We start from the raw sequence: 20,078 nt of genomic DNA, 5'->3' as shown, positions 1-20,078 counted from the left end.
TCGTCGCGAACAAGTTCGGGCCGAACATGTTCGCTCCAGGGAGGCGTGTCCGTCGAAGGATGGACCACCTCCACCCGCCCTCTCCCGGCCCCCGCCCCTCTGCCAAGATGCGGTCTGTCATGGTGCAGATACCGAACACGCCCACGAGTGCCGATGTCGCCCGCCTGGCCGGGGTCTCCCGCGCGACGGTCTCCTACGTCCTCAACAACGCCGGCGCCGTGCGCATCAGCGAGGAGACCCGGCGTCGCGTGCGCGAGGCCGCCCGCGAGCTGGGCTACGTGCCGCACGCCGCCGCCCGCAGCCTGCGCGCCGGACACAGCCGTACGGTCCTGATGCCCGCCCCGGTGATCCCGGTGGGCCCCCTCTACAGCAGGTTCCTCGACGAACTCCAGCGGGCGCTGGGCCGGCTCGACTACACCGTCGTCCAGTACGGCAGCGTCGGCCTCGAAGGCGACGAAGCCGCCCTCGCCTGGGCCGAGTTACGTCCCGTCGCCGTCCTCGTGCCCGGAGTCGGGATCGGCCCGCGGGGCGTCGCCGTCCTCAGACGGGCCGGTGCCCGGGCCGTGGTCACGCTCGGCCCCGGCCGCGTCGAGGGAGCGCACGCCATCCTCATGGACCACGACGCCATCGGCCACTGCGCCGGCGCCCACCTGTACGCCCGGGGCCGGCGCCGGATCGGCGTCGTCATGCCCGAGGAGCCCGGACTCGGCACCTACGCCCGGCCCCGGCTGGCCGGCGTGCGCCAGGCGCTGCGTGGCACCGACGCCACCGTCACCGAGCTGCCGCTCGCCTACACCGAGGAGGCCGCGGCCGAACTCGCCGCCCGCTGGCCGGAGTCGGGCCTGGACGCGGTCTTCGCCTACAACGACGAGTACGCCATGCTGCTGATGCGCGCCCTCCAGGACGACGGCGTACGCATCCCCGAGGACGTAGCCGTGATCGGCGCCGACGACCTGATGCTCGGCCGGCTGCTGCGGCCCCGGCTCAGCACCGTGCACATCGAACTGCCCTCCGGGCGCACCCTCGCCGCGCTGGTCGACCGCGCCGTGCGCGACCCCGGCGGTGAACCCGAGACGCACACCGTGCTCGGGGCCTCGGTGGTGCGGCGCGAATCCAGCTGACCCGCGCCCGCACCGGGACGCCCTACTGCTGGGCCTGGCCCTGCTGGGCGGCGATGCTCTTGCGGACCTCGTCCATGTCCAGCGCGCGGGCCTGCCCGATGAGGCCGTCGAGGGCCGGCGCGGGCAGCGCGCCCGGCTCGGCGTAGACCGCGACCTGGTCTCGGACGATCATCAGCGTCGGGATCGACGAGATGCCGAAGGCCGCGGCCAGCTCCGGCTGCGCCTCGGTGTCCACCTTGCCGAACACCAGGTCCGGGTTCTCCTCGGCCGCCTTCTCGTACACGGGCGCGAACTGCCGGCAAGGCCCGCACCAGGACGCCCAGAAGTCGATCAGAACGAACTCGTTCCCGGAGACCGTCTCGTCGAAGTTCTCCTTGGTCAGTTCCACGGTGCTGGTCATGGCGTGATTCCCTCTTCCTGGTGTGGGGTGTGCCGACGGCGCAAACACGGCCGCCGTGCCGCCTATTCCACCCGCGCACGCCGGTGTTCCCCGCGCGTACCCATGTGGCCGGGGCGCACACCACCCACCAGACTGACCCCATGACGGAAACGGAATCCAACGCGTACGACGTCGTGGTGATCGGTGCCGGCCCGGTGGGGGAGAACATCGCCGACCGGACCCGGGCGGCCGGCCTGACCACCGCCGTCGTGGAGAGCGAACTGCTCGGCGGCGAGTGCTCGTACTGGGCCTGCATGCCCAGCAAGGCCCTGCTGAGGCCGGTCATCGCCCAGGCCGACGCGCGCCGCCTGCCCGGCCTCGCCCAGGCCGTGCGCGGCCCCCTCGACGCCCCGGCCGTGCTCGCCCGCCGGGACGAGTACACCTCCCACTGGCAGGACGACGGCCAGGTGTCCTGGCTGGCGGGCACCGGCGCCGACCTGTACCGCGGCCACGGCCGGCTCGCCGGTCCGCGCACGGTCACCGTCACCGGCCCCGACGGCACCCGGACCACGCTCACCGCCCGGCACGCCGTAGCCGTCGCCACCGGGACCCGCGCCCAGCTGCCCGACCTGCCCGGCCTTGCCGAGGCCGGGCCCTGGACCAGCCGCGAGGCCACCAGCGCCAAGGCGGCGCCCGGGCGGCTCATCGTGGTCGGCGGCGGGGTCGTCGCCGCCGAGATGGCCACCGCCTGGCAGGCCCTCGGCTCCCGGGTCACGGTGCTGGTCCGCGGCAAGGGCCTGCTGAACCGGATGGAGCCGTTCGCCGGGGAACTGGTCGCCGAGGCCCTCACCGAGGCGGGCGCCGACATCCGCACCGGCACCTCCGTGGAGTCCGTCCGCCGCGAGAACGGCACCGTCGTGGCGGTCACCTCCGCCGGCGACCGGATCGAGGCCGACGAGATCCTCTTCGCCACCGGACGCGCCCCGCGCACCGACGACCTCGGCCTGGAGACCGTGGGCCTGGAACCCGGCTCCTGGCTGGACACCGACGACAGCCTCCGCGTCACCGGCACCGACTGGCTGTACGCGGTCGGCGACGTCAACCACCGCGCCCTCCTCACCCACCAGGGCAAGTACCAGGCCCGCATCGCCGGCGCCGCGATCGCCGCCCGGGCGGCCGGCGACCCCCTCCTGGAGGAGCCCTGGGGCGCCCACGCCGCCACGGCCGACCACCACGCCGTACCCCAGGTCGTCTTCACCGACCCCGAGGCCGCCGCCGTCGGACTCTCCCTCGCCGAGGCCGAACAGGCCGGCCACCGGGTGCGCGCCGTGGACGTCGAGTTCTCCTCCGTGGCGGGCGCCGGCCTCTACGGCGAGGGCTACAAGGGCCGCGCCCGCATGGTCGTCGACCTGGAGGACGAGATCCTGCGCGGAGTCACCTTCGTCGGCCCCGGCGTCGGCGAACTGATCCACTCGGCCACCGTCGCGGTCACCGGCCGCGTCCCGGTCGGCCGCCTGTGGCACGCCGTCCCGTCCTACCCCACGCTGAGCGAGGTATGGCTGCGCCTGCTGGAGGCGTACCGGGACAACTGAGCGCCGCGCTACGGCAGTTCGAAGCCCAGGGCCTCGGCCGCCGGGTGCGGGGCCGGGTGCGGCCACAGGGACGCCACCGCCTCGTTGGTCGACAGGGAGCGGGGCTCCGCGCGGTCCAGGTACAGGGTGCCGTCCAGGTGGTCCGTCTCGTGCTGGACGATCCGGGCCGGCCAGCCGGTGAACACCTCGTCCAGCGGGCGGCCGTGCTCGTCCTCGCCGCGCAGCCGCACCTCGGCGTGCCGGGCCACCACCGCCTGCCAGCCCGGCACGCTGAGGCAGCCCTCGAAGAAGGCGGCCCGGGCGGTGCCGACCGGCTCGTACACCGGGTTGACCAGCACCCGGAACGGCTGCGGGACCCGACCCCGGGCCGCCGCCACCTCCGGCGGCACCGGCGCCGGGTCCTCGATGACCGCGATCCGGAGCGGGATGCCGACCTGCGGGGCGGCCAGGCCCACTCCGGGGGCCGCGCGCATGGTGGCGCGCAGGGCCTCGACGAACCGGGCCAGCAGCGCGGGGCCCAGCTGACCGTCGTACGGCTCGGTGCCGCGCCGCAGCACCGGCCGGCCGGCCGCGACGATGGGCAAGGGGCCGCCGGCGGCGAGGAGTTCCTCGACCCGCTCGGCGAGCGGTGTGTCATCACGGGGTGCCATCGCGTCAGCATGCCACGCCCGCCCCCGCCCCCGGCGGCACCCCGGGGCGTCGGCGCGCGCACCGTGCGGCCACGGCACTGTCAGAGGCGTGAAGTAGCGTGGGACGGGTCGGTGAGCGAGCAGCGGGAGACGGGGGAGGGAACCGGAGATGACAGGGCAGGACGGCCGGGCCCGGCGGCGCGGTCAGGGCGAACTGGAAGGGCAGGTGCTCGGCGCGCTGCGCGAGGCGGACGGGCCGGTCAGCGCCGCCTGGGTGCAGCAGCGCCTCGGCGGCGACCTCGCCTACACCACCGTCGTCACCATCCTGACCCGGCTGCTCGCCAAGGACGTCGTCTCCCGCGAACGGCACGGCCGGTCCTTCCTGTGGACGCCGACGGCCGACGTCGCCCGGCTGGCCGCCCTGCGCATGCGCCGCCTGCTGGACGGCGAACGGGACCGCGAGGCGGTCCTGGCCAGCTTCGTCACCGCCCTGCCGCCCGGCGACGAACAGGTGCTGCGGGCCCTGCTCGACATCCCGGCCCCGGACGCCGGCGGCCCGGAGGACTGAGCGCGATGGGGGTCTTCGTCTTCCTGCCGCTGGTGCTGCCGCTGTCCGCCTGGCCGGTCGCCCGGCTCGCCGAGACCCGGCTGCACCCGCGCACCGCCACCCGGCTGCTGACCGCGGTCGCCGTCGTCATGGCCGTGTGCAGCACCCTGTGCCTGGCCCTGCTCATGGTGGTCGGCACGGCGCAACTGCCCGGCAACCCGCTGCCCGACGGCTGGTCCGATCCCGAGGTGCGGGCCGCCGTCCCGCACGACGAGGTGGCCGGCCGGGCCGCGATACCGGCGCTCGCCGTGGTCGCCGTCGCCTGCGCCCGCACCCTGTGGCGGCACCGCCGGGTCACCCGCCGCGCCCGCCGGGTTCTGGCCGGGGTGCCGGGCTCCACGGTGGCCGTCCTGCCCGACGGCACGCCGTACGCGTACGCGCTGCCCGGCGGCCGGGGCCGGATCGTCGTCAGCACGGCCCTGCTCGCCGGACTCACCCCGGCCGAGCGGCGCGCCCTGTTCGCGCACGAACGCGCCCACCTGACCGCCCGCCACCACCGTCATCTGCTCGCCGCACACCTGGCCGCCCGCGCCAACCCGTTCCTGCGCCCGCTGCGCACCGCCGTCGTGTACACGGCCGAGCGGTGGGCGGACGAGGAGGCGGCCCGCGCGGTGGGCGACCGGCGCACGGTCGCCCGCGCCATCGGCAAGGCGGCCCTGCTGTCGCCGCGCACCCCGGCGCCCACGCTGGCGGCGCTCGCCGCGACCGGGCCCGTGCCGCGCCGGGTGGCCGCGCTGCTGGCACCCGCCCCGGTGGCCCGCACCTGGCCGTCGGCGTTCACGGCGGTCGGGCTGGCCGTCTGGGGTGCCGCCGCCGGGGCGCTGGCCTCGGCGATGTCGTCGGCGAACTCGGCCGTCACCCTGGTCCTCATCCTGCGCGCGGCCACCCCCCTGTGACCGGCCGGCGCCCATGCCGCTCACGGCACCGGCGCCGGACCCGGCAGACGTGGGCCACTCCGCCCGGTCCGGCGGCGGAGTGCGCCGCGCCTGCCGTCGCACGGCCCTCTCCGAGGAAGGCGTCGGCGGGACGAAGACCCTGGGAGCCGGACCGGGCGGCGAAGGAGCGCCGGGGCGCGAGGGGCAGGGCGTGCGCCCGCCGGGAGGCGTGAGGACAGGGCGTGCGCGGCGCCGGAGTACGCCGGTGCGGACCGCGCCGGCCGGTGCCGGTCCGCACCGCCGCCGACCGTCCCGGGCCACACACCGCCGCGCCTGAGCGGCCGCCGCCCCACCCCGCCGGACCGGCGGATCACCTGGTTCTTCCTGCGCGGCGGCACGGAGCGGCTCTGCTCAGGGGGTCACCCGGACGGGCGTGCCGGCCGCAGGGGCGCCGGCCGGGTGAACGGGCGGCGGCCGGGGCGCCAGGTGGCGACCAGTGCCGCCGCCAGCAGCAGTTCCGCGATGTCACCGCCGTAGTACATGATCTCCGCGCCGCCCCGGACCTCCGACGCGGGAGCGTGGACATCCACCCAGAAGCCGCCGTACATCAGCTGCGCGGCGACCGCGTGCACGGCGATCGCGCAGCCCAGCCAGGCCAGCCGGGCCGGCACGCCGGGCCGCGCCGGGGCGGGGTCGGGACCGGCGACGGCGTGCGCGAACAGGCACCCCGACAGCAGGAAGTGCGCGTGCACCAGCCAGTGCCCGGCCGGATGCGCCATGGCGGTGTCGTACAGCGGGGTGAAGTACAGCACCGGCAGGCTGCCGGCGGACAGCGCCAGAGCCACCGCCGGACGGCTCACCAGGCGCGCCGGGCCGCTGTGCAGCACGGCGGCGAGCCGGCGTGCGCGGGGCGCGGACACGGCGCGCAGGACCAGCGTGACCGGGGCGCCCAGTACCAGGGCGAGCGGGGCGTACATCCCGATGAGCAGGTGCTGCACCATGTGACCGCGGAAGTCCCGGTGCGCGAAGGGCGCGACCGGCGGCAGCAGTGCCACGGCCAGCAGCAGCACGCCGGCGCAGAACGCGGTGGTCCGCCAGGCACTCCAGGCCCGCACCGGATGACGCCGCCGCGCCCGGGACGCCAGCAGCAGATAGCCGCCCGCGCACACCAGCAGGGCCAGGACCGGCAGGACGACGTCCAGCGTGCCACCGCTCGCCGGGTGGGAGGTGTGGTGGTGGTCCATCAGGCGCGGCGTCCCTCGTCCACGGCGCCGGGAGTCCCCGGGCCGCCCGGCCGGCCGCTCCGCCCGAGCAGCAGACCGCCGGCCACCAGCAGCGCCCCGAAGACGAGGAAGGCCGCGTCCCACCACGCCTGGTACGACCCGCCGCGCACATGGTGGATGCCCAGGACCTGATGGTCCAGCAGGCCCTCCACCAGGTTGAACAGACCCCAGCCGACCAGCACCCAGCCCCACAGCACCCGTGAGCCCCACACCCGCCGCCGGCCGGTGGTCACCCGGGCGTACAGCACGGCGAGCCCGGACAGGACGGCGAGCCAGCAGACGGTGTGGAAGACGCCGTCCCACACGGTGTTCATCTCCAGCCCCGAAACGCTCTTCGGGTCGTAGTACTTCACGCCGATGCGATCGTCGTCGGTGCTGCTCAGCATGTGGTGCCACTGGAGGAGTTGGTGCAGCAGGATCCCGTCGACGAATCCGCCGAGCCCCACACCCAGCAGGATGCCGGGCAGGCGCAGACTGGCGGGCGCGGTGTCGCTCCTGGTGTCGCGTACGGTCGTTGCCATCGCTCCTCGTCTCCGTCGACTGCCGGGTGGACCGGCTCCGGCTGAGGTGCCCCCACGACAGCTATCAGTTCCCGGGCGCCACCGCTGCCGCGGGCTCGGCCATCTGCGCGGCCCCGCGCGGCGGCCGACTTCCGACGGGTCGGGGACGCCCGCCGGGCGCGCGCATCCGTCTCTGGTACCCGGCGAAAGATTGATAAGCCATAACTTGCGTGCTTTCACCTGCGTTTCACCGGGTGCGGGCAACTGCCCGCGACCGTATCTGGAAGGACAGGGAACCGATGAAAAGGGTTACCCGAAACAGTGTCATCGCCTTCGCCGCCGCTTCGGGCGCGATGGCCATGGCCGGGGCGGCGCACGCCGACTCCGCCGCGGGCGGTTACGCGGGCGGCTCGCCCGGGCTGGTCTCCGGCAACGGCATCCAGTTGCCGGTGGACGTCCCGGTGAACGCGTGCGGGAACACCGTGAACGTGGTGGGGCTGCTCAACCCGGCCATGGGCAACCGCTGCGCCAACCAGGGTGACCACGCCACGGGCAAGGCGAAGGAAGGGGCCAGGACCTCGGGCGGGGCGACGGCCGTGGGCAAGGAGCAGGGTTCGCCCGGGGTGATCTCCGGCAACGGCGTCCAGCTCCCGGTCGATCTGCCGGTGAACGTCAGCGGCAACACCGTGGACGTGGTCGGGATCGGCAACCCCGTCTTCGGGAACCAGTCCGTGAACACCTCCGGCCCCCGTCCCGAGGCGCCCGGCCGGTCCACGCCGCGGCCGCCCGCGCGGCACACCCCGCCGGTACGCCATCAGCCGCACGAGCCGTCGCACCGCCCGGCGCCGCACCCGTCGTCCAGCGTCGTACGGCAGCGCACGCCCGGTACCCTCGCCCACACCGGAGCCGACGGCACCTGGACGGCCGCCGTCGCGGGCCTGGCCTCGCTGATGGGCGGAACCGTGCTGTACCGGCGCTTCCGGCCGGGGGCGACCGGAAGCGAGAGCTGAACCGGGCCGCCCCCTGCCGGTGCCGGGAGGGGGCGGCTTCGCCGCCGGCCGGACCGCGCCGCCGGCCGGACCGCGCCGCCGGCCGGACCGCGCCGCCGGCCGGACCGCGCCGGCGGCTCAGCGGCGCAGAACCGTCTCGTGCTCCATGCGGGACAGCTTCTCGGGGTTGCGGACGGCGTAGAGACCGGCGACGCGGCCGTCGGCGACGTGCAGGGCGATGACGGTGTCGACCCTGCCGTCGAGGCGGAGGACCAGCGCCGGACAGCCGTTGACCCGGGCCGGCCGCAGCGCCGCAGCGCCGAACCGGCGCAGCCTCGCGGCCAGCCGGGCGACTCGCCCGGCCCCGACGACCGGCTCCGGCGCGGCCTGCGCGACCCCGCCGCCGTCGCCCAGGAAGACGACGTCCGGCGCCAGGATGTCGAGCAGTCCTTGCAGGTCGCCCGTGTTCACGGCCCGCCGGAACGCCTCCAGCGCGGCATGGGTCTCGGCGGCGGAGACCGTTGCGCGGGGCCGGCGGGCGGCGACGCGGGCGCGGGCCCGGTGGGTGATCTGACGGACCGCGGCCAGGTTCTTGCCGACGGCCTCGGCTATCTCGTCGTACTCCACGCCGAAGACCTCGCGGAGCACGAAGACCGCCCGTTCGGTCGGCGTGAGCGTCTCCAGCACCAGCAGCATCGCCATCGAGACGCTGTCGGCCAGTTCGGCGTCCTCGGCGACATCGGGAGAGGTCAGCAGCGGTTCCGGCAGCCAGGGGCCGACGTAGGACTCCTTGCGCCGGGCCAGTGTCCGCAGCCGGGCCAGCGCCTGGCGGGTGGTGATGCGGACCAGGTAGGCCCGCGGATTGCGCACGGTCCCCGGATCGACGTCCGCCCAGCGCAGCCAGGTCTCCTGAAGGACGTCCTCGGCGTCGGCGGCCGAGCCGAGCATCTCGTAGGCGACGGTGAACAGCAGGCTGCGGTGGGCGACGAACGTCTCGGTGGCGAGGTCGGGGCGCCGCACCGGAGGTCCGGCCGCACCCGTGGCCGCGCCTGTGCCCGTGTCGCGCTCGCTCATGCCCGCCCCCGCCTGTTCGCCCTCGGCCCTGTCGCCACACCCACGAGATGCCGGCGGGCGGCACGGTGTGACAAGCGGGGCCGGTGACGTACGTCACAAGGGTGCGGGCCGCCTCACCAGGTGACCGGAAGCCGCAGCGGGAAGCGGCGGATGGTGCCGGTGTCCCACTGGATGTCGTCGGGGGAGACGGCGAGCCGCAGCGAGGGGAAGCGGGTCAGCAGGCCGCTGACCGCGCTGTCCAGCTCCGCCCGCGCGAGCGGTGCGGCCAGGCAGTGGTGGCCGCCCCAGCCGAACGTCATGTGCGGGCGCACCGGCCGCCGGAGGTCAAGCCGGTGCGGGTCGGGGAAGACGGCCGGGTCGCGGTTGGCCGCCAGGTAGGACACGTGGACGTAGTCGCCGGCGCTGATGAGGGTGCCCTCGACCTCCGCGTCCTCCAGGGCGATCCGGGGAATGCCCACGCCCTTGCGGAAGGGGATGAACCGCAGCAGCTCCTCCAGCGCGCCGGGGAGCCGGCCGGGGTCGCGGGCGAGCGCCGCCCGCTCCTCGGGCCGGGTCAGCAGCAGATAGGCGATGTCGCTGATCTGGCAGGTCGCGGTGTCGTTGCCGCTGAGGATGAGCGTCACGGCCAGCACCGCCAGCTCGTCGTCGCTCAAGGGCTCCTCGCCCTCCGGCACCGGGGCCGTGGCCAGCGTGCTCAGCAGGTCCTCGCCCGGCGCCCGCCGCCGCTCCGGGACCAGTCCCGCGAAGTACGCCCGCAGCGACGCCTTCGCCTCGGCCGCGGTCTGCCGGGCGTCGGCGGAGGTGGCCAGCAGTCGCATGGTGCGGTCCCGCAGCTCGTCGCGGTCGGCCTCGGGCACGGCCAGCAGCTCGCAGATCGTCAGATGGGGCAGCGGCACCGACAGATGGGTCACCAGGTCGGCGGGCGGCCCCGCCTCGGCCATCGCCGTGAGCAGTCCGGCCACCACCCGGTCCACGGCCGGCCGCATCGCGGCGACCCGGTCGCGGGTGAACGCCTGGGCCGCCACGTGGCGCAGCCGGGTGGCGTGCGGCGGGTCCGTCACGTTGATCGACTCCGGTGACACGATGGGTTCGGGCGTCATCCTCGGATAGTCGCGCCCGACGATCGCCGCCCGGCTGAACCGCGGATCGCACGTCACCTGACGCACCCCGGCGAAGCTGGTCACGAGCCACGCCTCGGCCTCGCCGTACGGCAGCCGGATCCGGCTGACCGGGCCGCGGCCCGCCAGCTCGGCCAGCTCCGGGTCGAAGTCCAGCGCCTCGGCGAAGTCGAAGGGGCATTCGAGCACTGCCGGTTCCTGGAACGCCATCACAGCCTCCTTTGTGCGCCGCCGGGCGCGCTCCTGTGTGCCTGGCCGGGCAGGTCCGCTTCCGGGGGCGCCGGCGTTGCCGGGCCGGCCGCGGCGGGACGACGTTGTCCGCGGCGCCGTCGACCGCACCGGGGCGCGCCGCCGGTGCCGCCGGCCGGGTGCCGGCCGTCCGCTCTCCCGTGCCCGGGGCGGTGCCGCGCGAAGACGTCCGGGCGTGATCCGCGGTGCGGCCTCGCCCCTGAGAGAGTCACCTCCCCAATATGCGGGAGGCCGACGGGCTTCGCACGATGGGCGCGGCGCCGCCCCGGCGGTGTTCAGGCGTCGACCCGGTCCCGTCGGCGCCCGGCGAGGACGGACCGGACGGACCGGACGGACGTTTCGGCGCCGCCGCGCGGCGGCGGCGCGGGCGGGGCCGTCGGGCAGGGTGAAGGCGAAGACCGCCGTGGCCGCCGCGAGCGCGGCGAGGGCGAGGAACGCGTGCTGGTAGGCGGCGACGGGCGGGGCCGCGGCGGCGCCCGCCGGGGTGCCGAGGACGAGGACCGTGGTCACCGCCGCGGGCGCGAGCGCGCCGCCGGTCTGCCGCACGACGGTGTTCAGCATCGTGGCCTGGGCCAGGTCCGTCCGGTCGATGGTGGCCAGCGAGGCGACCGTCGTCGGCATGAAGAAGCAGCCGATCGCGGCGCCGAACAGGAACATGTAGGCGCGGAAGGTCCACAGGCCGGTGTCCGCGTCGCAGGTGGCGAGCAGCACCAGGACCGCGCTGACCCCGGTCAGTCCGCAGCCGACGATCAGGCGCGGCCCGACCCTGGTGTACAGCGCGCCGGCGAGCTGCACGGTCAGCAGGACGCCGAACGCCTCGGGGAAGGTGGTCAGGCCCGACTCCAGCGCCGTACGGCCCTGGGCCTGCTGGAGGAAGAGGGGCCCGAGGTACAGGGCGCCCATGATGGGTATCAGGCCGACCAGGTTGGCGAGGTTGGTGTCCCGGAAGAGCCGGTCGGCGAACAGGCGCAGCCGCAGCAGGGGGTGGGCCGTGCGCAGTTCGACGGCGACGGCGGCGGCCAGCAGCACCGCGCCGAGTACGAGGCAGGTGAGGACGGCGGGCGAGGACCAGCCCCGGTTGGGCCCCTCGCAGACCCCGAACATCACGGTGCCCAGGGCTCCCGCGCTCAGCAGCAGTCCGGGCAGGTCGAAACGGCCGGGCCGGCCGCCGCGGTCGCCGGCCAGGAACAGCGCGCCGAACAGTACGGCGGGCAGACCCACCGGCAGGTTGACGTAGAACACCCACCGCCACGAAAGGTGGTCGACCAGCAGCCCGCCCAGGACGGGCGCGGCGGCCGGGGCTATCTGCTGCGGAATGATCATGTAGCGGGAGACACGGACCTGTTCGGCGGAGGTGAAGGTGCCGAACAGCAGCGCGGTGGAGGCCGGGAAGAGGACACCGGCCGACAGCCCCTGCACCGCGCGGTAGGCGACGAGCTGACCGAGCCCGGCCGCGGCCCCGCACAGCAGGGACGAGGCGAGGAAGCCGGCCAGGGCGGCCAGCAGGACGCGTTTGCCGCCGAACCGCTCCACCAGCCAGGCGGAGGCGGGGATGGCCATGGCCAGGCAGACCGGGTAGGCGATGACCACGCCGTCCAGCGCGGCGGCCGTCAGATGGAACTGACGGGCGATCGAGGGCAGGGCCACGGTGGTGATCGCTCCGTCGACGATCGCGATGAACGTCACGCTGACGCAGACGACGGGGACGACCAGGCGCTGGCTGAGCCGGGACGGCAGGAAGGACGGCGGAAAAGACGGCACGGAGGGACGACGGCGCATATGCTGAGCATACGCACTATGTCATTGCTCAGCATATGGCTTCCGGTGTCGGTGCGGGACAGGAGAGACTGGACACCATGGCAGTGCACGGCAGCAGCGACATCCTCATCGACGAGCTGTACGAGACGACCAACCGGCTACGGCAGTTCGTGGAGACCCGGCTGCGGGCGAAGGGCGCGTCGGTGGCCCGGCTGCGCGCCCTGCGCATGCTGGCCCGGGCGCGGGAGCCGCTGCGGATGCGGGACCTCGGCGAGATGGCCGGCATCGCGGCCCGCACCACCACCACGATCGTGGACAGCCTGGAACGCGACGGCCTGGTGGAGCGGGTGCGCCATCCCACGGACCGGCGCGCGTTCCTGCTGCGGCTGACCGAGGAGGGGCTGCGCTGCCACCGCGAGGCGGAGGAGACCGACCGCCTCGCCCTCGCCGAGGCCACCGCGACACTGGACGCGCACGAGCGGGAGCAGTTGCGGGTCCTGCTGGCGCGCATCCGGGACAACACGGGCTGACGACGGCCCGCCCGCGGTGCCGTGCCCGCACGGGTGCGCGGGCCGGACGCGCTCGGTGAACCGGGGGACCACCATCCGGTGCCGATGGTCTCGGAGGCCGACGGCCGCGCCGCCGCGCGGATACCCGGGCATGGCGTCCGTCTTCCGCACGACCTGCCCGGGTTGGTCGTCGTACCGGACCCGCCGGCCTCCGCCGAAGAGGTGACGGCTCACTCGCCGCGCTCGCGGGAGGCCGAAGACGTACGTCTGGCGCGCCCGCTCCGCGCGGCTGAGGAGCGGTGGGGAACCGGAGGAGCGGCAACCCGGGAGGCCGGCGGCTCGTACCGCGTCGATCCGCCCACCGTCACCCCCCGAAGACCCCGGCCCCCTCCTCCGCGAAGGTCACCGCCTGCGGGTTGCCGAAGAGGCCGGGCAGGCCGCCGGTGTGGAGGAGGACCGTCTTCTCGCCCGGGCGGATGTCGCCGTCCTCGACCGCCGCGCGGAGACCGGCCAGGGCCCGGCCCGTGTAGGTCGGGTCCAGGACCAGGCCCTCGGTGCGGGCGGCGAGGCGCAGCGCCTCCGTGACCGGACCGGTCAGGGCCGCGTACCCGGCGCCCACCTGGTCCCGGCGCACCCGCAGCCCCTCCGCTGTGACCTTCTCGTCCGTGAGCGGCGCGGCGAACCCGGCCACCGCCGCCGCCGGGTCTTCCAGCGCGCCCACGTCGACACCGAGCACCGACCCGCTGCCCAGGGCCGCGACCAGCCCGGCCATGGTGCCGCCCGAGCCGAGCGCGACCACCGCCGTACGCAGCAGGGGCACCTGTTCGCGCAGTTCCGCCCCGCAGTCCGCGTAGCCCTGGGCCGCCAGGGTGCTGGAACCGCCGAAGGGGATCAGCGCGGGACGGGCACCGGCGGCCCGGAGCCGTGCGCACACGTCGTCGGCCGCCGCGTCCAGCCCGGCCCGGTCCACCTCGCCGGCCCAGGCGAGCCGCGCCCCGAACAGCCCGTCCAGGGCGAGGTTGCCGGAGCGCGAGCCGCCCGGGGAGCCGCGCAGGACGAGGACGACGTCCAGCCCCAGCCGGGCGCCCGCGGCGGCGGTCAGCCGGGCGTGGTTGCTCTGCGCGGCACCGGTCGTCACCAGCGTGTCCGCGCCCTCGCCGAGCGCCGCGCCGACCGTCCACTCGAGTTTGCGGATCTTGTTCCCGCCGCCGCCCAGGCCGGTCAGGTCGTCCCGCTTCACCCAAAGGTCGTCCGGTCCGAGCCCCAGCGCGGCGGCCAGCCGGGGCGCCGGCTCGACGGGGGTCGGGAAGGTGCCCAGCGGCACGGGCGGGTGCTGGCTCATCGCATGTCCTCGGGTCGGTGATCGGCGGGCGCGGGCGCCGGGACGGCCGGCCGCCGTGGCCAGTCGATCACGGCCGGCCGCCCGCCGTCACCCGCGCACGCGGCCCCGGGCGCCCGCGTCACACCGGCAGCAACCGGGCGATCAGCGCGCCGAGCTGCCGGGCCGTACGGCACTCGTGCATCTGGACCAGGTCCGCGTACGCGGGCGCGGCCGAGTCGCCGGTGCCCCAGCGGTCGCGCGGCTCCGGGTTCAGCCAGTGGACGCGCCGGGCCCGCCGGGCGATGTCCCGTACGGCGGACAGGTTCGGGTCGCTCATGTTCGTACGCGCGTCGCCGAGGACGAACACCGTGGTGCGCGGGCCGACCGCGGCGCCGTACCGCTCGGCGAACTCGCCCAGCGCCATGCCGTAGTCGCTGCTGCCGTGCCACCCGGTGAGCGTGGCCTCCGCGCGGATGCGGGCGCCGAGGCCGTCGGGGTCGGCGCGGCCGTGGCCGAGCAGGCCGGTGACCTCGTCCAGCCGGTTGACGAAGGCGAACACGCGCACCTTGGCGAACTCCTCGTGCAGCGCCTGGACGAGGAGCATGGTGAAATCCGAGAACCCGGACACCGAGCCGGACACATCGCACAGCAGCACCAGTTCGGGGCGGACCGGCCGGCGCCGGCGCAGCACCGGCCGCATCGGCACCCCGCCCGTGGACAGCGAGGAGCGCAGGGTGCGGCGCAGGTCGATGGTGCCGCGCGCGGCCCGGCGGCGGCGCGCGGCGAGCCGGGTGGCCAGCTTGCGCGCCAACGGCTGGACGGTCCGGCGCAGTTCGGCGAGCTGGTCCCGGCCGGCGGACAGGAAGTCGACGCGGTCGGCGGTCGGCCTGACGGCCCGCCGGGCGATCTCGTCCCGCCCGCGCCGCTCCGCCACCCGGCGCCGGGCCTCCGCCCCGACCAGCCGCCGGAACTCCTCGATGCGGCGCCGGATCTCGTCGTCCAGCAGCCGGTCCGCGAAGTCCGCCGCCCCGCCCGCCCCGCCGCCGCCCCGGCCCCGGATGTCGGCCCGCACTCGGGCCAACAGGGTCTGCGGGCGCAGCCGTTCCAAGGTCTGGTACGCCGACCAGCCGTCCGAGTCCGGCGAACTCCCGTATCCGCCCAGCCCGTCGACCGCCTCCGCCGCCAGGCGGGCCAGCAGCGCCCGGTCGTCGTCGGCCAGCGCCGCGGCGATCCGGTCGCGCAGCCCGTCCCGGTCCCCGGAGGCAGTCCCCGGGCCGCCCACACCGCGCGGGAAGTACAGGTCGAAGACCGAGTCGAACACGGCCCGCTGGCCGGTCCCGTGCAGCAGGGTCGCGGCCAGGCCCTCGCGCAGCAGCTCCCGGTCCGCGAGGCCCAGCACGGCCGCCGCGCGCGCCGCGTCCACCGTCTCCCCGGTGCCGATCCGCACCCCGTGCGCGCGCAGCGCCCCGACCAGGCCCGTGATCCGGTCGGCGACGGCGGTCACAGCGCGTCCAGGTCCAGCTTGGCCGCCGCCTTCCGGATGTCCTCCTGGTGCTTGAGGATCACTCCGAGGGTGTCCCGGACGACGCTCTCGTCCAGGGTGTCGGCGCCCAGGGCCAGCAGGGTGCGCGCCCAGTCGACGGTCTCGGCGACGGACGGCGCCTTGCGCAGGTCCATCGCGCGCAGCGCCCCGGCCACCCGCACCACCGACCCGGTCAGCGCGTCGCCGAGTTCCGGCACCTTCAGCCGTACGATCCGCCGCTCCAGTTCCTCCTCCGGGAACCCGATGTGCAGGAACAGGCAGCGGCGGCGCAGCGCCTCCGACAGCTCCCGGCCGGCGTTGGAGGTGAGGACGACGAACGGGCGGCGGGCGGCGCTGACCGTGCCCAGCTCGGGGACCGTGATCTGGAAGTCGCTCAGCACCTCCAGCAGCAGTCCCTCCATCTCGATGTCGGCCTTGTCGGTCTCGTCGATGAGCAGCACCGTCGGCTCGTCACCGCGGATGGCGGTCAGCAGGGGCCGGGGGAGGAGGAACTCCTCGCTGAAGATGTCGGTACGGGCCTCGTCCCAGCTCTCGCCGCGGCCCGCGCTGATGCGCAGCAGCTGCTTGGCGTGGTTCCACTCGTACAGGGCCCGGGACTCGTCCACGCCCTCGTAGCACTGGAGCCGTACCAGCCGGGCGCCGGCCGCCTCGGCGACGGCCTTGGCCAGCTCGGTCTTGCCGACCCCGGCGGGCCCCTCCACCAGCAGTGGCTTGCCCAGCCGGGCGGCGAGGAACACGGTCGTGGCGACGGCGGGCGAGGCGAGGTAGCCGGTCTCGGCCAGGCGGGCGGAGACGTCGTCGACGGACGTGAACAACGGGGCCTCCGGCGGGTCGGGAGCAGCACAGCCCCGGGAGCGGACCCCCGGGGAAACGTTCCGGCCCTATCTAAGCGCTTGTTCAGCTCTCGCGCCACGGTCCGCGGCGATCAGCCGCGCCCACCGAGCCCCCGGCCCGCACACCCGTCCGGCCCACCCCAACGCGCCCCCGCCCGTCCCCGCCCGCTGCAATGGACCCGTGACCCCGCTCCCGGACGACTGCCTCACGCGCAACGAATGGATCTGCGGGGCCTATCTGAGCACCCGCCGGCAGATCCTGCTCGACGCGGTCGGCCAGCACCTGTGGCTGACGTTCCTGTCCGTGGTGATCGGCTTGGTCGTCGCGGTTCCGCTCGCGGTGCTGGCCCGCCGCTGGGGCTGGGCGGCCGGCCCGGTGCTGGCCGTGACGACGATCCTCTACACCATCCCGTCGCTGGCCATGTACTCCCTCCTGCTGCCCCTCTACGGCCTGTCCGCCGCCCTCGTCGTCGCCGGGCTGGCGCTGTACTCGCTCACCGTGCTCGTACGGAACATCCTCGCGGGCCTGCGCGCCGTCCCGGAGGGGACCCGGCAGGCCGCACGCGGCCTCGGCTACGGCCCCGTCCGACTCCTGCTCGCCGTGGAGCTGCCCCTCGCCCTGCCCGCCGCGATGGCCGGCCTGCGCATCGCCACCGTCTCGGCGGTCTCCCTCGCCACGGTCGGCGCGATCGTCGGCTACGGCGGCCTCGGCAACCTCATCTACGCGGGCATGAACAGCTACTTCAAGGCCCAGGTGCTCACCGCCTCCGTGCTGTGCGTGCTGATCGCCGTCGCCGCGGACCTCCTCCTGCTGGGCGCGCAGCGGCTGCTCACCCCCTGGACCAGGGCGGCCCGCGCATGAGCACCCTCGCCGCCGGCTGGGACTGGCTCACCGACCCCGCGCACTGGTCCGGCGAGGACGGCATCCGGCACCGGCTGCTCCAGCACCTGGCGCTCACCGTCGTCTGTCTGCTGCTGAGCTGCGCGATCGCGCTGCCCGTGGCCCTCGTCCTCGGCCATGCCGGCAGGGGCGGCGCGCTCGCCGTGAACCTGTCCAACATCGGCCGGGCCGTCCCCACCTTCGCCGTCCTGGTCCTGCTCCTGCTGACCCCCCTCGGGCGGTGGGGCGAGGGACCCACCGTGGTCGCCCTCGTCCTGTTCGCCGTACCGCCGCTGCTCACCAACGCCTACGTCGGCATGCGCGAGGTGGACCGCGATGTGGTCCGGTCCGCAAGGGGCATGGGGATGACCGGCCGGCAGGTGCTCTTCCGCGTGGAACTGCCCCTGTCGCTGCCCCTGCTGCTGAACGGGGTCCGTATCGCCGCCGTCCAGCTCGTCGCCACCGCCACCATCGCCGCGCTCGCGGGCGGCGGCGGCCTCGGCCGGATCATCACGGCCGGCTTCAACCTCGCCAGCACGCCCCAGGTGGTCGCGGGCGCGTTCCTCGTCGCCGCCTTCGCCCTCGTGGTGGAGGGCGCCTTCGCGCTCGCCGAACGACTGTCGCCGGCCTGGGCGAGAGGCGGCCTGCCATGAGAAGCCCCCGGACACCCGCCCGTGCCGTGCTCACCGCCCTCGCCCTCCTGGCCCTCGGCGCCTGTGCCACCGGCCCCGCCCTGGAGGACCGCGGCCGGGTCACCGCCGCGCCCGGTGACAGCCGCAGTCTGACCATCGGCTCGGCCGGTTTCACCGAGAGCGACCTGCTCGCCCAGCTGTACGCCCGGCTGCTCGACGACGCCGGGTACCGGACCTCCCTCCTCACCGTCGCCAACCGGGAACTGTACGAACCGGCCCTGGAGACCGGCCGGATCGACGTCGTACCCGAGTACGCGGCCACCTTCGCCGACTGGCTGAACGCCAGGACGCACGGCGCCGCCGCGGCCCCGGTGGGCTCGCCCGACCTCGGCGCCACGATGAAGGCGCTGCGTGCCCTCGCCACGCCCCGCGGCCTGACCGTCCTCGCACCGGGCCGGGCCGTCGACCAGAACGCCTTCGCGGTGACCGCCGGCTACGCCCGGCGGCACCGCCTGCGGACCCTCGGCGACCTAGGCGCCGCCGGGCTGCCGGTGCGGCTCGCGGCCGGCGACGAGTGCGTCCGGCGGCCGTACTGCGCCCCGGGCCTGCGGAAGGTCTACGGCATCGACATCACCGGGATCGACCCCAAGGGCGTCGGCACCACGCAGGCCAAGCGGGCCGTGCAGCAGGGCCGGGACCAGATGGTGCTGACCACCACCACCGACGCCACCCTCGACTCCTTCGGCCTGGTCCTGCTCGCCGACGACAAGCGGCTGCAGAACGCCGACCACGTCGTCCCGGTCGTCAACCGCGCCCGCGCGGGCGGCGCACGGGTGGCGAAGGCCCTGGGCCGGCTCGGCGCCGTGCTCACCACCGCCGACCTGGCCGCGATGAACCGGCAGGTCGACGGCGCGCGGCGGCTGCCCGCCGAGGTGGCCCGCGCCTACCTGGAGGACAAGGGACTGCTGAAGTAGCCCGCCTCAGGCTTCCGCCACCGAGTCGAACGGCACCTGTCCCCGTGTCACCCCGCGCGCGTCCGCGTCCACCGAGCGGCGCAGCGCCTCGTGCAGCTTCGCCGGGGTCAGCACGCCGAGGAACCGCGCCCCGTCCAGCACGGCGACCCATCCGGCGTCGTGCTGGAGCATCACCCCGAACGCCTGCTTCAGCGGCGCCCCGACCGGCACCCGGGCGGTCATCCGGTGCGTCAGGTCCCCGACCGTGCCGTCCGCCGTCAGCTCCTCGACGCCGACCCAGCCGTGCAGGTCGCCGTCCGCGTCCAGGACCACCGCCCACCGGGCGCCCTCGGCCCGCAGCCGCTCCCGGGCCCGCGCGGCGGACTCCTCCGGGCGGGCCACCGGCGGCTGCTCCAGGTCGTCCGGTTCGATCGCGGTGACCGACAGCCTCTTCAGCCCGCGGTCGGCGCCCACGAAGGAGGCGACGTACGGCGTGGCGGGCGCCCCGAGGACAGTGCCGGGCGGGTCGAACTGCTCGATGCGTCCCTGCCCGTACACGGCGATGCGGTCACCGAGCCGGACGGCCTCCTCGATGTCGTGCGTGACCAGCAGCACCGTCTTGCGCACCGCGGCCTGCATGCGCAGGAACTCGTCCTGCAACTGCTCGCGCACCACCGGGTCGACCGCGCCGAACGGCTCGTCCATCAGCAGCACCGGCGGATCGGCGGCCAGCGCGCGGGCCACGCCGACCCGCTGCCGCTGCCCGCCGGACAGCTGGTGGGGATAGCGCGGCCCGTACGTCGCCGGGTCCAGGCCCACCAGGTCCAGCAGTTCGGCCGCCCGGGCCCGCGCCTTCGCCCGCTTCCAGCCGAGCAGCGCGGGCACGGCCGCGGTGTTGTCCAGGACGGTGCGGTGCGGGAAGAGGCCCACCTGCTGGATGACGTAGCCGATGCGGCGGCGCAGCCGCACCGGGTCGACGGCCGCGACGTCCCGGCCGTCGACGAGGATCCGGCCCGAGGTCGGTTCGATGAGCCGGTTCACCATCATCATGGTGGTCGTCTTGCCGCACCCGGACGGCCCGACGAGCGTCACCAGTTCGCCCTCGGCGACCTCGAAGGAGAGGCCGTCCACGGCCGTCGTACCGTCCGGATACCGCTTGGTGACCTGCTCGAACCGGATCATTCCCCCACGCTACGGCAGCCGGTCCGGGGCCTCATCCCGTCGTGCCCCGAC

At 75.3% G+C, this 20,078-nt stretch carries 19 protein-coding genes and 1 pseudogene; 9 read left to right on the top strand and 11 right to left on the bottom strand.

The features are described 5' to 3' along the window. Positions 1-107 precede the first annotated feature (107 nt). Positions 108-1,121, top strand: coding sequence for a LacI family DNA-binding transcriptional regulator (locus tag SCK26_RS05055; RefSeq protein WP_412080710.1), 1,014 nt, complete (start codon positions 108-110; stop codon positions 1,119-1,121). A gap of 22 nt (positions 1,122-1,143) precedes the next feature. Here the strand turns inward: SCK26_RS05055 and trxA are convergent, their stop codons facing one another. Then, positions 1,144-1,521: a thioredoxin gene (gene trxA, locus SCK26_RS05050; RefSeq protein ID WP_318200038.1), complete on the bottom strand. Its 378-nt coding sequence runs from the start codon at positions 1,519-1,521 to the stop codon at positions 1,144-1,146. Positions 1,522-1,661: 140 nt separating this feature from the next. On the opposite strand from trxA, the gene SCK26_RS05045 reads away from it, so the two are divergent. Beyond that, on the top strand, positions 1,662-3,092 hold the full coding sequence (locus SCK26_RS05045; RefSeq protein WP_318200037.1) for an NAD(P)/FAD-dependent oxidoreductase: 1,431 nt from the start codon (positions 1,662-1,664) through the stop codon (positions 3,090-3,092). A gap of 8 nt (positions 3,093-3,100) precedes the next feature. On the opposite strand, the gene SCK26_RS05040 is transcribed toward SCK26_RS05045, so the two are convergent. Continuing rightward, on the bottom strand, positions 3,101-3,742 hold the full coding sequence (locus SCK26_RS05040) for a peptide deformylase (RefSeq protein WP_318200036.1): 642 nt from the start codon (positions 3,740-3,742) through the stop codon (positions 3,101-3,103). 148 nt (positions 3,743-3,890) lie between these two features. Here SCK26_RS05040 and SCK26_RS05035 point away from each other — a divergent pair, with 148 nt between their 5' ends. Together SCK26_RS05035 and SCK26_RS05030 are read left to right on the top strand one after the other, a co-directional pair. After that, positions 3,891-4,289, top strand: coding sequence for a BlaI/MecI/CopY family transcriptional regulator (locus SCK26_RS05035; RefSeq protein ID WP_318200035.1), 399 nt, complete (start codon positions 3,891-3,893; stop codon positions 4,287-4,289). 5 nt (positions 4,290-4,294) lie between these two features. Then, positions 4,295-5,224 (top strand): M56 family metallopeptidase, encoded by a 930-nt coding sequence (locus tag SCK26_RS05030; RefSeq protein ID WP_318200034.1) that lies wholly within the window; start codon positions 4,295-4,297, stop codon positions 5,222-5,224. Between the two features lie 398 nt (positions 5,225-5,622). On the opposite strand, the gene SCK26_RS05025 is transcribed toward SCK26_RS05030, so the two are convergent. Both SCK26_RS05025 and SCK26_RS05020 read right to left on the bottom strand, forming a co-directional pair. After that, positions 5,623-6,447 carry a cytochrome c oxidase assembly protein gene (locus SCK26_RS05025; RefSeq protein WP_318200033.1) on the bottom strand — a complete coding sequence of 275 codons (825 nt, stop codon included), beginning with the start codon at positions 6,445-6,447 and terminating at the stop codon, positions 5,623-5,625. Next, positions 6,447-7,007 carry a DUF2243 domain-containing protein gene (locus tag SCK26_RS05020; protein ID WP_318200032.1) on the bottom strand — a complete coding sequence of 187 codons (561 nt, stop codon included), beginning with the start codon at positions 7,005-7,007 and terminating at the stop codon, positions 6,447-6,449. Before SCK26_RS05020 ends, SCK26_RS05025 begins: the two co-directional genes overlap by 1 nt. 278 nt (positions 7,008-7,285) lie before the next feature. On the opposite strand from SCK26_RS05020, the gene SCK26_RS05015 reads away from it, so the two are divergent. Then, on the top strand, positions 7,286-7,996 hold the full coding sequence (locus SCK26_RS05015) for a chaplin family protein (protein WP_318200031.1): 711 nt from the start codon (positions 7,286-7,288) through the stop codon (positions 7,994-7,996). 117 nt (positions 7,997-8,113) lie between these two features. On the opposite strand, the gene SCK26_RS05010 is transcribed toward SCK26_RS05015, so the two are convergent. The 3 genes and pseudogenes from SCK26_RS05010 to SCK26_RS05000 all read right to left on the bottom strand — a co-directional run. Beyond that, the gene (locus SCK26_RS05010) at positions 8,114-9,049 is read right to left on the bottom strand and encodes an RNA polymerase sigma-70 factor (protein ID WP_318200030.1); all 936 of its coding nucleotides are present in this window, start codon (positions 9,047-9,049) and stop codon (positions 8,114-8,116) included. 113 nt (positions 9,050-9,162) lie between these two features. After that, positions 9,163-10,377, bottom strand: a complete 1,215-nt coding sequence (locus SCK26_RS05005) for a cytochrome P450 (RefSeq protein WP_318205922.1) — start codon at positions 10,375-10,377, stop codon at positions 9,163-9,165. 594 nt (positions 10,378-10,971) lie between these two features. Next, positions 10,972-12,195: pseudogene (locus SCK26_RS05000) on the bottom strand (DHA2 family efflux MFS transporter permease subunit); the annotation flags it as partial. Between the two features lie 77 nt (positions 12,196-12,272). Here SCK26_RS05000 and SCK26_RS04995 point away from each other — a divergent pair. Continuing rightward, positions 12,273-12,704: a MarR family winged helix-turn-helix transcriptional regulator gene (locus SCK26_RS04995; protein WP_318200029.1), complete on the top strand. Its 432-nt coding sequence runs from the start codon at positions 12,273-12,275 to the stop codon at positions 12,702-12,704. A gap of 343 nt (positions 12,705-13,047) precedes the next feature. On the opposite strand, the gene SCK26_RS04990 is transcribed toward SCK26_RS04995, so the two are convergent. From SCK26_RS04990 to SCK26_RS04980, 3 genes are all read right to left on the bottom strand, one after another. Beyond that, positions 13,048-14,025, bottom strand: a complete 978-nt coding sequence (locus SCK26_RS04990) for a D-cysteine desulfhydrase family protein (RefSeq protein ID WP_318200028.1) — start codon at positions 14,023-14,025, stop codon at positions 13,048-13,050. Between the two features lie 118 nt (positions 14,026-14,143). Next, positions 14,144-15,508, bottom strand: coding sequence for a VWA domain-containing protein (locus tag SCK26_RS04985; RefSeq protein WP_318200027.1), 1,365 nt, complete (start codon positions 15,506-15,508; stop codon positions 14,144-14,146). Beyond that, the gene (locus tag SCK26_RS04980) at positions 15,505-16,362 is read right to left on the bottom strand and encodes a MoxR family ATPase (protein ID WP_318200026.1); all 858 of its coding nucleotides are present in this window, start codon (positions 16,360-16,362) and stop codon (positions 15,505-15,507) included. Before SCK26_RS04980 ends, SCK26_RS04985 begins: the two co-directional genes overlap by 4 nt. A 199-nt stretch (positions 16,363-16,561) precedes the next feature. On the opposite strand from SCK26_RS04980, the gene SCK26_RS04975 reads away from it, so the two are divergent. From SCK26_RS04975 to SCK26_RS04965, 3 genes are read left to right on the top strand one after another with little or no spacing between them, the layout of a single operon-like run. Beyond that, positions 16,562-17,242, top strand: coding sequence for an ABC transporter permease (locus SCK26_RS04975; protein WP_318200025.1), 681 nt, complete (start codon positions 16,562-16,564; stop codon positions 17,240-17,242). Continuing rightward, entirely contained in the window at positions 17,239-17,913 is a 675-nt protein-coding gene (locus SCK26_RS04970; protein WP_318200024.1) for an ABC transporter permease, read from the top strand. Before SCK26_RS04975 ends, SCK26_RS04970 begins: the two co-directional genes overlap by 4 nt. Further along, positions 17,910-18,866: an ABC transporter substrate-binding protein gene (locus SCK26_RS04965; protein ID WP_318200023.1), complete on the top strand. Its 957-nt coding sequence runs from the start codon at positions 17,910-17,912 to the stop codon at positions 18,864-18,866. The genes SCK26_RS04970 and SCK26_RS04965 overlap by 4 nt, the downstream gene beginning before the upstream one ends. A gap of 6 nt (positions 18,867-18,872) precedes the next feature. On the opposite strand, the gene SCK26_RS04960 is transcribed toward SCK26_RS04965, so the two are convergent. Further along, complete coding sequence (locus tag SCK26_RS04960) at positions 18,873-20,027, bottom strand: betaine/proline/choline family ABC transporter ATP-binding protein (protein WP_318200022.1); 1,155 nt, start codon at positions 20,025-20,027, stop codon at positions 18,873-18,875. Between the last annotated feature and the right edge of the window lie 51 nt (positions 20,028-20,078).

The sequence above is a fragment of the Streptomyces sp. SCL15-4 genome, assembly GCF_033366695.1.
Lineage (GTDB): Bacteria > Actinomycetota > Actinomycetes > Streptomycetales > Streptomycetaceae > Streptomyces.
The sequence above is the reverse complement of the archived record's forward strand: the minus strand, read 5'-3'. Positions and strand labels throughout refer to the sequence as shown.